Source organism: Helicobacter macacae MIT 99-5501, assembly GCF_000507845.1.
GTDB lineage: Bacteria > Campylobacterota > Campylobacteria > Campylobacterales > Helicobacteraceae > Helicobacter_B > Helicobacter_B macacae.
This window is the reverse complement of sequence record NZ_KI669456.1, coordinates 1-16,349: the sequence shown is the minus strand read 5'-3', so window position 1 is coordinate 16,349 and position 16,349 is coordinate 1. Positions and strand designations below refer to the sequence as shown.

8 protein-coding genes, 2 tRNA genes and 3 rRNA genes are annotated in these 16,349 nt (G+C 41.9%); 3 read left to right on the top strand and 10 right to left on the bottom strand.

Features of this window, described 5'->3' with window-relative positions; all coding sequences use genetic code 11:
* Nucleotides 1-8 precede the first annotated feature (8 nt).
* From HMPREF2086_RS11855 to HMPREF2086_RS09955, 3 genes are all read left to right on the top strand, one after another.
* Nucleotides 9-173, top strand: coding sequence for a hypothetical protein (locus HMPREF2086_RS11855; protein ID WP_023928720.1), 165 nt, complete (start codon nucleotides 9-11; stop codon nucleotides 171-173).
* Entirely contained in the window at nucleotides 148-846 is a 699-nt protein-coding gene (locus tag HMPREF2086_RS11060; protein ID WP_023928719.1) for an outer membrane beta-barrel protein, read from the top strand. The genes HMPREF2086_RS11855 and HMPREF2086_RS11060 overlap by 26 nt, the downstream gene beginning before the upstream one ends.
* Before the next feature lie 531 nt (nucleotides 847-1,377).
* Nucleotides 1,378-1,944, top strand: coding sequence for an outer membrane beta-barrel protein (locus tag HMPREF2086_RS09955; RefSeq protein ID WP_023928718.1), 567 nt, complete (start codon nucleotides 1,378-1,380; stop codon nucleotides 1,942-1,944).
* A gap of 312 nt (nucleotides 1,945-2,256) precedes the next feature.
* Here the strand turns inward: HMPREF2086_RS09955 and thiC are convergent, their stop codons facing one another.
* From thiC to HMPREF2086_RS09905, 10 genes are all read right to left on the bottom strand, one after another.
* Complete coding sequence (gene thiC / locus HMPREF2086_RS09950; protein WP_023928717.1) at nucleotides 2,257-3,633, bottom strand: phosphomethylpyrimidine synthase ThiC; 1,377 nt, start codon at nucleotides 3,631-3,633, stop codon at nucleotides 2,257-2,259.
* Between the two features lie 137 nt (nucleotides 3,634-3,770).
* Nucleotides 3,771-5,219, bottom strand: coding sequence for an NAD(P)/FAD-dependent oxidoreductase (locus HMPREF2086_RS09945; RefSeq protein WP_023928716.1), 1,449 nt, complete (start codon nucleotides 5,217-5,219; stop codon nucleotides 3,771-3,773).
* Nucleotides 5,179-5,439 carry a hypothetical protein gene (locus HMPREF2086_RS09940; RefSeq protein ID WP_148374538.1) on the bottom strand — a complete coding sequence of 87 codons (261 nt, stop codon included), beginning with the start codon at nucleotides 5,437-5,439 and terminating at the stop codon, nucleotides 5,179-5,181. Before HMPREF2086_RS09940 ends, HMPREF2086_RS09945 begins: the two co-directional genes overlap by 41 nt.
* 36 nt (nucleotides 5,440-5,475) lie before the next feature.
* A complete protein-coding gene (gene adhP, locus HMPREF2086_RS09935) occupies nucleotides 5,476-6,537 on the bottom strand; it encodes an alcohol dehydrogenase AdhP (protein ID WP_023928713.1) in 1,062 nt (353 codons plus the stop codon).
* Between the two features lie 726 nt (nucleotides 6,538-7,263).
* Nucleotides 7,264-8,331 carry an NAD(P)-dependent alcohol dehydrogenase gene (locus HMPREF2086_RS09930; protein WP_023928711.1) on the bottom strand — a complete coding sequence of 356 codons (1,068 nt, stop codon included), beginning with the start codon at nucleotides 8,329-8,331 and terminating at the stop codon, nucleotides 7,264-7,266.
* Between the two features lie 487 nt (nucleotides 8,332-8,818).
* Nucleotides 8,819-8,934, bottom strand: a 5S ribosomal RNA gene (rrf, locus tag HMPREF2086_RS09925).
* A 283-nt stretch (nucleotides 8,935-9,217) separates the two neighbouring features.
* A 23S ribosomal RNA gene (locus HMPREF2086_RS09920) occupies nucleotides 9,218-12,104 on the bottom strand.
* Between the two features lie 960 nt (nucleotides 12,105-13,064).
* Nucleotides 13,065-13,140: transfer RNA gene (locus HMPREF2086_RS09915), tRNA-Ala, on the bottom strand.
* A 153-nt stretch (nucleotides 13,141-13,293) separates the two neighbouring features.
* Nucleotides 13,294-13,370, bottom strand: a tRNA-Ile gene (locus HMPREF2086_RS09910).
* Between the two features lie 131 nt (nucleotides 13,371-13,501).
* Nucleotides 13,502-15,163 (bottom strand): 16S ribosomal RNA (locus tag HMPREF2086_RS09905).
* The 16S, 23S and 5S rRNA genes sit together here with 2 tRNA genes alongside, the layout of an rRNA operon.
* Nucleotides 15,164-16,349: the final 1,186 nt, after the last annotated feature.

Below are 16,349 nucleotides of genomic sequence, written 5' to 3'. Positions count from 1 at the left end.
GAGTAAAGATGAAAAAGTTTGTAGAATTTTTAGGTGTGAAGTTTTTTGCTTTCAAGCCGTTTGTGGGTTTGTTTGCATTGGTTAGCGTGGCTAGTAATGTGGCTGCTGAAAGAAGCGGTGCGTTTGTAGGGGCTGAAATAGGAATGAGTGGGGGGGGGGGAGGAAAAATCTAGCTACTACAAATGCCAAGCCACAGGCATAGATGTGGAATACCCTGTATGCAGTGATGCTAGGCAGGGAAGCGAGGGCTTAAGCAGTGATGGCGGCGTGGATTATGGTTTTGTCGCGGGGTATAAGCTATTTGTAACGCACTATTTTGGGCTAAGGGCTTATGCAAATATCAATGTCGCGCACTTGGCGTTTGAAGCAAAGGGCGCGCAAAGCTCGCTAAGCAAAAAAGTAAATGCCACAATGCTAAACTACGGCGCAAATGTGGATTTGCTAGGGAATTTTGTCGTGGTGAGGGATTCTAGCTTTGGTGGGTTTGTAGGGCTTGGCATCGGGGCTAATACTTGGCTTGGCAAAGATTTGGATAAGCTAAGGGATTTCTATGAAACAAACCTTGCCAATGACATATCACTACTAGGGCTAAAGCGCAATATAACAAGCTTTGATATGGCACTAAATGTGGGGTTGAGAGGGACTTTGCAAAAAGCACACGGAGTGGAGATTGCCTTTAGGGTGTCTTTTTTGGGAAGTAGGGCGTTTTATGAATACTACGATGAGTATCAAAAAAAGCAAAATAATGCGGGCAAGGAAATAGCTTATCTAAACAAGCAGATAGAAGCCAATACAACCATATATAATCCTTATAGCATACTTCTGCGCTATACTTATAGCTTCTAGTGTGGTGGCTTACATTAGTTTTTGGAGGGGGTTAAGTAGCTTTTTTGGTTTTACTTTTTGAATACTTGCCTACTTGATTTCTCTCCTCTTTTTTGCACATATAGACATCTCGTAATCCTAAATCTATCCAAAATATATTTGAAATGTGCTTATCGCGGATTTTATGTTTTGCATTGCTTTTTTATTTTGTTTGATTTTGTTTTAAACAAAATCAAACCCTGCTCCAATCTTTTATCCCCCATACTATCTCTATCAAAAATCTTGCTTCTACTTAAGTCTCGCTAATTTTTATGATTCTTTTAGTTCTTATATCGCAAAAACGAATTTTTAAAAATTTGTGCTTTTTTGCAAAAAACTTAATGGGCTTTAAGGATATATTAAGGGGGGGGGGGTGGCACAATATGCAGTGCGCATTTTGGATTTTGCTTGAGTTTTCGCAACTTTTACCACACAATCCAATTTTGTTGGAATATGTCTTGTGAAATCACAAAATAAATCCAAAAAGACAAATCTGTGAATAAGGAGAGTGTAATGAAACTAGTCCAAAAAATGGTCATAATAATAAGCCTAACCCTAGCCCAAAATGTGCTAGCAGAAGAAAGCTCGGTATTTGGAGGAATAGAAGTCGGTGTATCTGTCGCTGGTGCGAAGGGTGAGTATGTTGGAGATATGTGGGGAATTTTGGTTGGTTATAAGCAGTTTTTTAGCGAGCGCGTTGGTTTGCGATATTATCTAGATGTAAGCAATGTAGATCTTTATTATGTAAAAGCACCCAAAGTAGAAGCACCCAGAGTGGTTCATTATGGTGCAAATATGGATTTTCTAGGGAATTTTATCTCTAATGAAAATATTGATTTTGGTGCATTTGTCGGTGTGGGAGCTGGGGTAGATATGTGGAACGGTGGGGGATTTTGGTATAGGAAACACAACATCGTCAATGTGGCTCTAAATATAGGCTTGCGCGTAAATATCGCCAAACATCACGGGATAGAGATAGTCCAAAGAGTGCAATATAACCCTATTGTAGAACAAGGCGTCTCCTCATACTACCCATCTGTTACGAGTCTTCGCTACACATTTAGCTTTGGTAGACGATGAAATTAGCTTTTTGGTAAATCATAAAAATCTTTTAAGTCGGTCGGGGACAAAATATTAGTCTAAAAAAGACTTTGGCTAAAAAATCTTTAGCCAAAGTCTGCCCTCTAGCTATCTTGCTGATTTTATCTTAGGCTTTGTGCCAAAACGCTTTATGTTACTTCTTGTGTTGAAATCTACTTTGTAGTTTGTCTTGGTAGTTTGTCTTGGCGATTTGCCCTGCATTGATTTTTTAGGATTTTTGTGGTTTTTGGGCTTTATTTGCTGATTTTATGCGTGAAGCTAGATTTTCTTGGCATTAGATTTTTGCTTGATTTAAGCCATTTTGCGTGAGCTTTTGTCCTCTTTATGTGTGTCTTTATCGCCATATTTTTTGAAAATATCTTGAGTGATTTTGTAGCTACAAAACTTTGGTCCGCACATAGAGCAAAACTCTGCCTTTTTAAACACTTCTTGGGGTAGTGCTTCATCGTGATATTCTCGCGCTCTTTGCGGGTCTAGTGCTAGCTCAAACTGCCTCTCCCAATCAAATCCATACCGCGCATCACTCATCGCATCATCTCGCACCCTTGAGGCGATTCTACCTCGTGCTATGTCTGCGGCGTGCGCTGCGATTTTGTAAGCCAAAATCCCCTCACGCACATCATTTGCATTTGGCAGTCCCAAATGCTCCTTTGGCGTTACATAGCAAAGCATCGCCACGCCTTTCCACGCCGCCACACACGCACCGATAGCACTTGCGATATGGTCATAGCCAGCGGCGATGTCCGTTACAAGTGGTCCTAGCACATAAAACGGCGCTTCATTGCAAAGTTGCTTTTGGATTTTGACATTGCGCTCGATTTGGTTTAGTGGGATATGTCCCGGTCCCTCTATCATCACTTGGACATCTTTGGCATTTGCCCTTTTTGCTAGCTCTCCTAGCACTTCTAGTTCGGCGAACTGCGCCTCATCGCTTGCATCTGCTAGACAGCCCGGTCGAAGCGAATCCCCTAGTGATAGGCTCACATCATATCTTTGGCAAATATCCAAAATCTCATCAAATGCTTCATAAAATGGATTTTCTCTATGATAGTGCATCATATAGCTTGCCATTAGGCTACCACCGCGCGATACTATGCCCATCTTGCGCTTAGCTACAAATGGCAAATGGCGCAGCAAAAATCCGCAGTGAATGGTGAAGTAGCTAACACCCTGCTTTGCTTGCTTCTCTAGCGTGGCTAGCATAGAATCAATATTTAGCTTTAAGACATCGTTTTTCACATCGTGGAGTATCTGATACATAGGCACAGTGCCGATAGGCACGCTAGAAGCCTCTATGATAGCGCAACGAATCAAGTCCAAATCCCCGCCCGTGCTCAAATCCATAACCGTATCCGCGCCGTATTGGATAGATACTTTTAGCTTTTGGACTTCTTCGTCTATGGAATTTATGATTTGGCTTGAGCCGATATTGGAGTTGATTTTGGTGCGTAGGGCTACACCTATGCCCATAGGGTTTAGGTTTGTGTGGTTTATGTTTGCGGGGATTATTAGCCGTCCTTTTTGCACTTCTTTGCGCACCACTTCTGCAGGTATATGCTCGATATTTGCGATATAGCGCATTTCCTCTGTGATGATTCCTTGCTTGGCATAATATAGCTGTGTTTTGATTTTATCATTTGTGCGTTTTTGTATCCACTGTGTTCGCATTTTTTTCCTTTTGGTTGTGATTTGGCAAAATAGTGTCGTATTTTAGCGCAATTTTTACAAAGATTTTGCGTTTTTGTGGCTTGGGCTAAATCTAGCCTAAACCCTCTAAATTCCTCCAAAACTAAAATCTATCTAAATCACAAAGAGAATCCCTTTAGTTGTAAATTCCAAAGGGATTCTATGATTTTTTTTAGCACGCTAGCAAGGCGTCCTTTTATCTCAAAGCTACCTAGTGCGCCTAGTGCATAAGACTCGCCGATAGAGCAGATACTGCCCTTTGGGGTAAATCTAAAGGGGAGGATTTTTTTGCCATAGGGGGATTTGTTTTGGGCTAGTTTTTTTTGTGTCTTTTTCTTTAGCAGGATTTGGAAAACCTGTGCTAGATATTTGCCCTGCTCTCGTGCTAGCTGAGCTGTGGGAGGAAAAAACCGCTCACTTGGCTCATTCCTAAAACTAGCGCAATCCCCTAGCACAAAGACATTTTCTAGCACACCGCTTTGAGTGGATAAGCCTTTTGATGCGTCCTCAAAAGTGGCGGCTTGGGAGGGGGGTTGATTGCTTTGGATTTTGGTGTCATTTTGGGATTGCGCTAAATTTTGTGCTTGTGAATCTTGTGAGGTTTTGTCTGTGCTTTGCTCTGCACTTTTTTGTGAATTTTGCTCTTGGGGTTTTATGGATTCTAGGCATTTAGGTCGCAAAAACTCATCGACTTCTACCCTGCTCCTAGCTAGAATCGTGCTACTAAAAAGTGGCGAGCTTTCTATCACGGGATTGCCCTTTACCCCTGCTGTCCAGATGATGACATCAGCGTTTATCTCGCTTTGTGTGGCTTCTTTTTCTATGATGATTGAGTGTGCTTTGCATTCTAGGATTTTGGAGCTAGTAAGCACTTGCACGCCTAGAGATTCTAGCTTATCAAGCCCTGCTCTTTGCAAACTATCGCTAAACATAGGCAAAATCTTAGGTGCAGCCTCAATGCAATAAATCTTTATATTGCTAAAATCTATGCCAAATTCACTGCATTTTTTTGCCACCTCTTCGGCTAGAGAGCCTGCGAACTCTATCCCGCTAAAGCCACCTCCACACACTGCAAAACTTAGCCTTGCTTCATCATCGTCTTTTTCTCGCAAGCCCTCTAGCTTTGAGAGTATGAGGGCGTAAATCTCTCTCGCACTTGAATAAGAAGTGATACTTTTGGCATACTCTCTCACGCCTTTTATGCCAAAATCATCGCTCCCAAATCCAAGCCCCACGACAAGGTAGTCGTATTCATAGCTTGATTTTGCCCCTTTGACTATGCTAGATTCTATGCTTGTAATCTCATCTTGGATAACATTGATTTTGCTATCTAGCGTAGAATCCACATTGAAAAGCACGGATTTGTCGTGCTTGCCCGAAGCGACATCGTGCAGACAGATACTTTTGTAGTGATAGGGCTCTTTTGTGATTATGCTAAATTGCGCTTTTCTAAGCGTTTCTTCATCTAGTCGCGTAAGCAAGCTCATATTTGCATAGCCCGCGCCAAGTAGGAGGATTTTTGTTTTTTTAGATTGTGCTTCTTGCTGTGTCGATTGTTTTGCTTGCATTGTTTGTCCTTATTATAGTGGTTTTGATAGTGTGTGATTTTGGCAGATTATCCATAATTTGTAGTGTTTGATTTGTTGTGTTTATCCTCTTTTTTGTGCTTTTTATAGATTTGTCCCCCTCCGTATTTGTGCTTTGCTTCCCCCTCCATACTTCCCCCTCATTTTTATATATTTCCTCCCTTATTTTGCTTCTCTTGCGTGTTTTGTTTGCTTGTGCCATTTGGTTTTGGCACAAGCAAATCTATGAGGAGCGGATTTATGAAGCGCGAAAATCTAGCACCATTCGCCCATCGATTTTGCCTTGCTTCATACGAGCGAAAATGTCGTTTATATCCTCCAGCTTAGCAGGAGCTACGTGAGCGTGGACTTTTTGCTCTTCGGCAAATCTTATTGCCTCTTGCAAATCAAGCCTTGTGCCCACTATCGAGCCTCGAATCGTTACGCCATTTAGAATCATATCAAAGATATTTACAGGGAATTCTCCCGGTGGCAAGCCATTCATAGCCACAGTGCCACCTCTGCGAACCACACCTAGTGCTTGCTTGAAAGCGATGGGGTGCACAGCCGTTACTAGCACGCCGTGAGTGCCACCATTTGTTTCTTCTATGATTTTCTTTATCGTGCCTTGCTCGCCTAGAGTTTTGGCATTTGCCACGACTTCTGCCCCATACTTTTTGGCTAGCTCTAGCTTATCATCGCTCACATCGATAGCTGCGACATTTAGCCCCATAGCTTTTGCGTATTGCACTGCTAGGTGTCCTAGCCCGCCTATGCCAGAGATAGCTACCCACTGCCCCGGTCTAGCCTCTGTAACCTTTAGCCCTTTATAGACAGTTACCCCTGCGCAAAGAATAGGCGCGATATTTAAAAAATTCACATCTTTTTGCAGGATTCCCACATAGTTGGCATCAGCTATGGCGTATTCTGCAAATCCTCCATTTACCGAGTAGCCACCATTGTCTTGCTTCTCACATAGTGTCTCCCAGCCTGCCATACAATGCTCACAATGCCCGCACGCACTATAAAGCCAAGGGATTCCCACTGCATCACCCTCTTTTATGTGTGTAACACCTTTGCCGACTTTGACTACAAAGCCCACGCCCTCGTGTCCCGGGATAAACCCACCACTGCCTAAGGCTTTTAGGTTTGGTTTGACAGGCCAGTCGCCATCAACTGCGTGCAAATCTGTATGGCATACGCCACACGCCTCAATCTTTACTAGCACTTCTCCATCGCGTGGCTCGGGGATTGCGACTTCTTGTATGACAAGTGGTTTGCCAAACTCTTTTACCACTGCAGCTTTCATTGTTTTAGACATTTTGTCTCCTTAAATAAGTTTGCTTTGATTTTGCCAAAATCAAAGGCTTTTGTTTATCGCTGATTCTATCTCTCAAGGCTAGCTTAGAATGCCTAGAAAGTCTTTGCAAGAATCTTTTGGGCACTATTTAGACACTAGGAAGTCTAATAAATCTGCTTTAAGCCCCTAGAGTAGAAGCAAGCGACACCGACACTTTTAGTTACCCTTTTTAGCAAATCTTGCTTGATAGCGTGAGTTTGCTTTATTTGTTTGGAGGAGTTTGCAAATAGATTTTGCTCCAAAATCTGCCTAAAATCCTTTGGAGTAAAACTTGCATTTGCTTAAACCCTCAAAAGCGTTTTTACTCCAAAAGATTAAATATTTTTTGAATTTTTAGAAAATATTTGATGAAATTTTTGCATTTGTGTAGTTTTGTAATAATTTTAGGTGTATTTCTTATTATAAAATGCTTTTGGGACATAAAAACGATTGATACAAATGCTATGAAGCAGATTGGCAGGTATGTTTGCTAGACTTGTGGATTTTGCACTAGATTTAGAATGGTTTAGTATTTTTGGATTTTGCTACGCTAGTGATTTTTTAGCTTTGTGATTTTGCAATGCCAAAAAAAACACCTAAAACTATCTAAATCACGCTTTTTACGATAACTATCATAGCCACAAATCTCCCTCCACTCATAAACGGCTTAAAAAACTAAACCCCCCTAAACACTTCTAGGGCTAAATCCTAGCATACCACCACAGGTTTGATAAGCCCTGCTGGCTTGTTTCGCATCAATTCTAGTGCTTCCTCTATCTTGCCAAAGCCATCTAACTTGTGTGTGATGAGTGGTTTGACACTTAGCTTTTTGGTGGAGAGCAAAGAGGCTAGCTTTTCCATTCGGTAGCGTCCACCGGGGGTTAGCCCGCCTCTTATGTCTTTGTGTCCCATTCCTACATCCCACGCCACGCGAGGAATAGTGATATTATCCCCCGTGCCTAGATAATTGACATTTGATACGACACCGCCGTTTTTGACACAGCAGCAGCACTCGCCTATCGTGCTTGTAGTTCCGCCTGCGATTACGACTTTATCTACTCCCTTGCCTTTTGTGATTTCATTGATTTGGTCAAAAAACGCACCTTTTGTGAAATCTATATAATGCGTTGCGCCATAATATTTTTTGGCAATATCAGCGCGGAACTCTATGCAATCAACGGCGTAGATTTCGCTAGCACCCATTAGGTTTGCACCTGCGCAAGCCATAAGTCCCACAGGTCCTAGCCCGATGACTGCCACAGACTCACCCGGCTTTATATCAGCATTTTCTGCGCAGTGAATCCCTGTGGTAACCATATCGCACAGCATTACTGCATCGGCGACATCGACATTTTCTGGGAGGTGCGCTAGATTTGCATCGGCTTCATTTATGTGAAACTTTTCTGCAAACACACCGTCTTTGAAGTTTGAAAATTTCCACCCTGCAAGTGCGCCACCACTATGCTGGGCAAATCCTCTTTGTGCATTTATCGAGCCCCAATCAGGCGTGATAGCGGGAGCTATGACTTTATCACCGACTTTAAAATCTTTTACTAACTCACCAACTTCGATGACTTCACCCACTGCTTCGTGTCCCAAAAACATATTGTGTCGCTCGCCGATACCACCCTCATAAACTGTGTGAATATCTGAAGTGCAGGGTGCAATCGCTAGGGGGCGACATATCGCATCTAGCGGACCACAAGGCGTGATAGCGTCTTTTTCTATCCAACCAACCGAGCCGATTTTTAGCATCGCAAAACCTTTTATAGCCATTTTAGCTCCTTTTTTATAGATTTTTTAGCATTGGTATCTATGAAATTATGATAGCGAATGCTTAAGATAAGGTTATATATTTTTTTACCTAATGTGATTTAAAAAGCGCGTAAAAAATATGAAAAAAATATGACTATGGGTAGAATTTACACATTTATTTAACAGATAGGGGATAAAAATATATGTGGCAAAAGCTGGGATATAATGTCTAAAGTGGCTATGCTTGGGAATAAGTCGTAGCAAAAGAGAGCAAAATCTAAATGTGTGAAATTCTCCAAAAATAGAGAATTATGAATTTTTAGGGTTGATGATAGGTATTCATAGACAACACCCCATAAGCAAGTTTTTACAATCAAGTTGAAGCAATACAAGGCAAGACAAGATAGAAAGTAAAGTAAGGGGCAAAAACAAGATGAGGCAAGATAAGATAAAAACAATAAAAAGCAGATAAAGCAAGATTTTGTGAGTAGGATAAATATTTCCCCAATCCCTGCATCGACCTACATTCCCACACTTGCAAAGTGCAGTATCATCAGCGAAGAGGAGCTTAACTGCTAGGTTCGGAATGGAGCTAGGTGTGTCCTCCTCTCTATAGACACAAGGAAAAGGGAAATAAAGGCAATCTGCGACAAATAAAGTAAAGTCTATGTTCTTAGTCATATTCTTTGCCCTTATTTCCATTTTCCTATGGGGATAACATTTGATTTTGATAACACCAATGTAAAAAAACGCTTGGTAAGTTATCAACCACTGATAATAGCCTAAGATAAAGCTAGATTCTAGAATCTAGACTTAAATAAAAACACACCAATAATTATACAACCCTTGCTTTACCCAATTTGATACACTCAATAAGGCAGTAATTAGAATACTTAACGCTATATAAAGAAATAAGCCAAACGGTCTATTAGTAGTAGTCAGCTAAACACATTACTATGCTTACACACCTACCCTATCAAGCAGCTAGTCTTGCTGCGACCTTCAGGGAGAGTTAATCTTGGAGTTGGCTTCCCGCTTAGATGCTTTCAGCGGTTATCACATCCACGCGTAGCTACGCAGCGATGCTCTTGGCAGAACAACTGCTACACCAGTGGCGTGTCCATCCCGGTCCTCTCGTACTAGGGACAGCTCTCCTCAACTCTCCTACGCCCACGGCAGATAGGGACCGAACTGTCTCACGACGTTCTGAACCCAGCTCGCGTACCGCTTTAAATGGCGAACAGCCATACCCTTGGGACCTGCTCCAGCCCCAGGATGCGATGAGCCGACATCGAGGTGCCAAACCTCCCCGTCGATGTGAGCTCTTGGGGGAGATCAGCCTGTTATCCCCGGGGTACCTTTTATCCTTTGAGCGATGACCCTTCCACACAGAATCACCGGATCACTATGACCGACTTTCGTCTCTGCTCGACTTGTTTGTCTCGCAGTCAGGCTGGCTTATGCCATTACACTCTGCTTGCGATTTCCAACCGCAATGAGCCAACCGTTTGTGAGCCTCCGTTACTTTTTAGGAGGCGACCGCCCCAGTCAAACTACCCACCAGACATTGTCCTACTTGAGGATAACTCAAGCTAGTTAGCCCACAGAAACATTAAGGGTGGTATCTCAAGGACAGCTCCATCTCCACCAGAGTAGAGACTTCAAAGCTTCCCACCTATCCTGCGCATAATGCTCCCATGTGCAGTGCCAAGCTGTAGTAAAGGTCCACGGGGTCTTTCCGTCTTGCCGCGGGTAGGAGGAATTTTCACCTCCACTACAATTTCACTGAATCTCTCTTTGAGACAGCTCCCATCTCGTTACGCCATTCATGCAGGTCGGTATTTAACCGACAAGGAATTTCGCTACCTTAGGACCGTTATAGTTACGGCCGCCGTTTACTCGGGCTTCAATTCAATGCTTTGGGTTACCCCTGACAAATCCTCTTAACCTTCGAGCACCGGGCAGGCGTCACACCTTATACTTCCTCTTACGAGTTTGCAAAGTGCTGTGTTTTTGGTAAACAGTCGGGAGGGACTCTTTGCTGAGACCACTTGCGTGGCACACCTTATCGCGAACTTACGGTGCTAGTTTGCAGAGTTCCTTAAAGAGAGTTCTTTCACGCGCCTTAGAATACTCATCTCATCTACCTGTGTCGGTTTGCGGTACGGGCAATAGTAGCTAAACTTAGAAACTTTTCTTGGCACGACGGTATCAGTGATTCTCCCCGCTATCCGAAGACTTTGGAGAGCCTTTTAGGTTTGACATACAGAGGCGGATTTGCCTATCCTCCAAGCTGCACCCTTAGACTAGCACTTCCATCAGCTAGCTCACCTAACCCTATGCGTCCTTCCATCGCACACTACTATTGGTATTGGAATATTAACCAATTTTCCATCGACTACCCATTTCTGACTTGTCTTAGGACCCGACTAACCCTACGATGACGAGCATCGCGTAGGAAACCTTAGACTTTCGGCGAAGTGGATTCTCACCACTTTTATCGCTACTCATTCCTGCATGCTCACTTCGCATCGCTCCACCACTTCTTGCCGATATGGCTTCAACGCAGATACGAACGCTCTTCTACCACTCTATGCTTTCACATAGAATCTACAACTTCGGTGTCTATCTTAGCCCCGTTATATTTTCTGCGCAAAATCACTAGACCAGTGAGCTGTTACGCTTTCTTTAAAGGATGGCTGCTTCTAAGCCAACCTCCTGGTTGTCTAAGTAACTTCACATCATTTTCCACTTAGAATAGAACTTTGGGACCTTAGTTGGTAGTCTGGGTTGTTCCCCTTTTGACGATTGATTTTATCACCCACCGCCTGACTCCCAAGATAAGGCAATAGGTATTCGTAGTTTGACAGGGGTTGGTACCGCGGTGAGCAGCCCTAGCCCAATCAGTGCTCTACCCCCTATTGCTATCACTTGAGGCTATACCTAAATATATTTCGAAGAGAACCAGCTATCACCAAGTTTGTTTGGCCTTTCACCCCTATCCACAACTCATCCCAACCCGTTTCAATGGGCACGAGTTCAGTCCTCCATAAGCTGTTACACTTACTTCAACTTGGTCATGGATAGATCACTTGGCTTCGGGTCTGCAGCATCTGACTTAACGCCCTATTAAGACTCGCTTTCGCTATGGCTTCGCGTGTGCTTAACCTTGCCAGATACCACAACTCGCAGGATCATTATGCAAAAGGCAGTCCATCACCCTGATAAATCATAGGGCTCTGAATGATTGTAAGCAAATGGTTTCAGGTTCTATTTCACTCCGCTCACTGCGGTTCTTTTCACCTTTCCCTCACGGTACTTGTGCGCTATCGGTGTAGTAGTAGTATTTAGGGTTGGAGAGTGGTCTCCCCTGCTTCAGGCAAGATTTCTCGTGTCTCGCCCTACTCTGGATACTGCTACCTAGCAATGTCTTTTCGCATACGGGATTATCACCCTCTATGATAAGTCTTTCCAAACTCTTCTGCTAAGACATTGCAGTGGATATTGCAGTCCTCAACCCCGAGTGCAAGCACTCGGTTTGCCCTTTTCCCCGTTCGCTCGCCGCTACTAGGGGAATCTCGTTTGATTTCTTTTCCTCTAGCTACTGAGATGTTTCACTTCGCTAGGTTCGCTCCATTAAAGGTAATGCGCATCACTACGCATTGGGTTGCCCCATTCGGATACCTACGCATCAAAGCTCCTTGACAGCTCCGCGTAGCTTTTCGCAGTCTAGTGCGTCCTTCATCGCCTCTACTACCCAAGGCATCCACCATTTGCTCTATTGTAGCTTATGCCTTTTTGTTAAGTATTCTTACATTACCGCCTTATTGAGTGTATCATTTTAGCTTGTTGTGGATTCACAACAATGCTTAAACAAAGACTTCAATAAAGCAGGGTTATTGTAGTTTTATTTTACTTAGGCTATTAACAATGAAAAGTCAAATAACACGACTTATAAAGTCTAATGCAAATCCTAAGCTAGAAATCATAAATCACAAGCTAGAAATCATAATATGCTAAATCTTGCAAAAGCCATAAACTCTAGCAAGAATCTAAAGCGATAAAATCTAAGAGGATTAAAAATCCAAATTAGAATCTAGCCAAATCTAGCTGATTTTAACTCAAGCAAGTATGATAAAATCCAAAGTAAGATAGCTTAAGAACCTTAAAGATGGAAAAATCAAATAGGCTAGAATCTTAAGGATAATAAAACCCAAGAATCTTAAAGAATCTAACTAAAAATCTAAAAGACAATCTAGCACAAAGAGGCTAGATAGAATCTAAGTTAAGATTCTAAATAACTCCAAGTGGATTTTATAGCTAGATTCTAGTTGATTGTAATAGAATCTACTTAAGATTATAAACCCAAGTTGAAGTAAGAACCTAAAAAAGTGTTAGATTATTACTTCAATAAGATTCCATTTTTTAGATTTTTTGCCCTTAATAGAGATTCTAAAGAACTCCACAAAAAACACTAAAAAGAATGCTAAAAGAACACCTTAACACCAAAGGTTTCTTAAAGATTCTCTATGTGGATTCTCCTAAGACTTGCATTAAACCTTATAGAACAAACAATAAAAACAAAAACTCTAAGCTAAACTAAAAATCCAAGTAAGTTAATCAAATATTGCGTTGCTGATTTTAACCAAATTATTTTTTAAGTAATTTGGTTTTAACCAACCACTTCTAATTAACCATTTTAATTGGCTTTAATTAGTTTTAATTAACTTGGGATTTTAGATAGACTTAAGCTATGGTGGAGAATAGCGGGATCGAACCGCTGACCTCCTGCGTGCAAAGCAGGCGCTCTCCCAGCTGAGCTAATTCCCCTTATTTGCAAAGATTTTCTTAAAAAAACTTAAGCAATCTAAGAAATCTAAAATAACATAACAAGGATAGGCTAAAGACCACAATGTATTTCCTAAATCTAACCCATAAACAAGTTCATTGCCACTAAACCAAAAATAGACAAGAAACAAGCTATGGTGGGCTTAAGAGGACTTGAACCTCTGACCTCACCCTTATCAGGGGTGCGCTCTAACCACCTGAGCTATAAGCCCATATTGAATCAAATAGGACAATAATCTCTGAAAACTAAGCAAGAATCTAAAGCGCGTAATGTGCCAACTCTACCAACTAAAAATAGCAAGGTTGCAAGCAAGCTAAACAAATAGCTTGCTTTTTTTCTCTGAAAGGAGGTGATCCAACCGCAGGTTCTCCTACGGTTACCTTGTTACGACTTCACCCCAGTCGCTGCATCCGCCGTGGGCGGTAACCAATTTAGTATCCCGACTTAAGGCGAATACAACTCCCATGGTGTGACGGGCGGTGAGTACAAGACCCGGGAACGTATTCACCGCAACATTGCTGATTTGCGATTACTAGCGATTCCAGCTTCATGTAGTCGAGTTGCAGACTACAATCCGAACTGAGAGGTGTTTTTGAGATTGGCTCCATCTTACGATATTGCAACTCTTTGTGCACCCCATTGTAGCACGTGTGTAGCCCTAGGCGTAAGGGCCATGATGACTTGACGTCGTCCCCACCTTCCTCCTCCTTACGAAGGCAGTCTATTTAGAGTGCTCAGCCAAACTGCTAGCAACTAAATACGGGGGTTGCGCTCGTTGCGGGACTTAACCCAACATCTCACGACACGAGCTGACGACAGCCGTGCAGCACCTGTTTTCAAGCTCCACAAAGTGGCACTCCACTATCTCTAGCGGATTCTATCAATGTCAAGCCTAGGTAAGGTTCTTCGCGTATCTTCGAATTAAACCACATGCTCCACCGCTTGTGCGGGTCCCCGTCTATTCCTTTGAGTTTTAATCTTGCGACCGTACTCCCCAGGCGGAATGCTTAATGCGTTAGCTGCATTACTGCAAGGACAAGCCTCACAACAACTAGCATTCATCGTTTAGGGCGTGGACTACCAGGGTATCTAATCCTGTTTGCTCCCCACGCTTTCGCGCTTAAGCGTCAGTAATGTTCCAGCAGGTCGCCTTCGCAATGAGTATTCCTCTTGATCTCTACGGATTTTACCCCTACACCAAGAATTCCACCTACCTCTCCCATACTCTAGAAAAGTAGTTTCAAATGCAGTTCTATGGTTAAGCCTTAGCATTTCACATCTGACTTACTTTCCCGCCTACGCGCTCTTTACGCCCAGTGATTCCGAGTAACGCTTGCACCCTCCGTATTACCGCGGCTGCTGGCACGGAGTTAGCCGGTGCTTATTCGTTAGATACCGTCATAATCTTCTCTAACAAAAGGAGTTTACAATCCTAAAACCTTCATCCTCCACGCGGCGTTGCTGCTTCAGGGTTTCCCCCATTGAGCAATATTCCCTACTGCTGCCTCCCGTAGGAGTCTGGACCGTGTCTCAGTTCCAGTGTGTCCGTTCACCCTCTCAGGCCGGATACCCGTCATAGCCTTGGTGAGCCATTACCTCACCAACAAGCTGATAGGACATAGACCAATCCTTTAGCGAAAGCACTCAAAAATACTCTTAAAAATACATTTATAAGCTACATATAGCATAATCATTGTAGTGCTAGATTCTCCTGCATTTATGCAAATAAACTTGCAAATCTAACCCTACACTTATCACACTCTATGAGCTTAGCTAAGTGCATTTCTAAGAGCATTTTTGAGTGCCTCTTTCCCCCGTAGGGAGTATCTAGTATTAATCACCGTTTCCAGTGGCTATCCCAGACTAAAGGGTATGTTATCTATGCGTTACTCACCCGTGCGCCACTAATCCACCTCTAGCAAGCTAAAGGCTTCATCGTTCGACTTGCATGTATTAGGCACGCCGCCAGCGTTCACTCTGAGCCAGGATCAAACTCTCCATAAAAATGGGGAATTTAGAATCTAAAAATAGAGCCAAACTCTCCATAAAAAGTTAAAGTTTTTGAAGCTATGGAAATTTAAGTCAATATAAAATACCAACCACAAACTTGCCATAAACTCATAAAAACTTAAATAAGGCTCACAAAGTTAAACTTGCAAACTCTAAACTTTAGAATTTGTGCTTAAATTTTGTGTTTTATGAAAGGGTTTATCCTTGCTACTTACTAAATCATAACTATTAAGCTAGTAAAAACATAGCTTAAAGTTATAGACTTATCACTCGTATCACAAAGACTTTACTCTTAAGCTAAGTTAAGTGTTGCAATATGCAATAACAATTTGCAACGGTTACTTAAAGCTTTAAGTCATAGTCGAGTTGTATGAATGTAAGAGATAAAGCTAGCATAATTACTTGCTTTATCATCTTGCTTAGTTGTCAAAGATCATTTACCAATTTTTCATCAATTCTAGTTAAAGATAAAAAATGTAAAATATCACCAAATTGCTCTTTAAGTGTTTTTACTTCAATGTTCTTATCGTTCTTATCAATCTCTTATTACCACTCGTTAATGCTATCTTAAACATTCACTATCTAATGCTTTTAAAGCATTTTTAAGTCGTTTAAGTCGATTTTTGTTGTTTGTAGCTTTTGTGGATATTGTTTTAAGCGCAATCACGCTTTATCAAACTTTACACCACTTCACATTCTCTGGATTCTCTAACGCTTACAACACTGCTTTACACTATCTACACTGCTTTACATTGCTCTGCTCTACATTTAGAGTATCACAAAACATCACAGCAGTATCACAGCTAGCGACACAATATACACAACAATGAGTATCCCAAATAAAAGTCATTTAACAAATCATTTGGCATCATTTGGTAATGATAAGAAACAAATCATCTAGTATAAAGTGCAAGTGCTACAATGCAAGTATGAAATGCGTAAAAACTACACAAGAAAACAACACAGAAATAACAAGAAACAAAAAGATAAAAAACACGGGAAAATTTGGGAAAGGGAATAATACAGATATTATGCTTAAATGTTGCTTAAGTGTGGGGATAATTAAGAGAAATTGTGAAAGATAAAATATCAAATGTCATAAAGTAAGTGTGAAAAAGTGTGAAAGATTTGTGGGGGGAGGTTGGAAAAATTTCGGTGGAAATGTAAATTTTTTATGTCT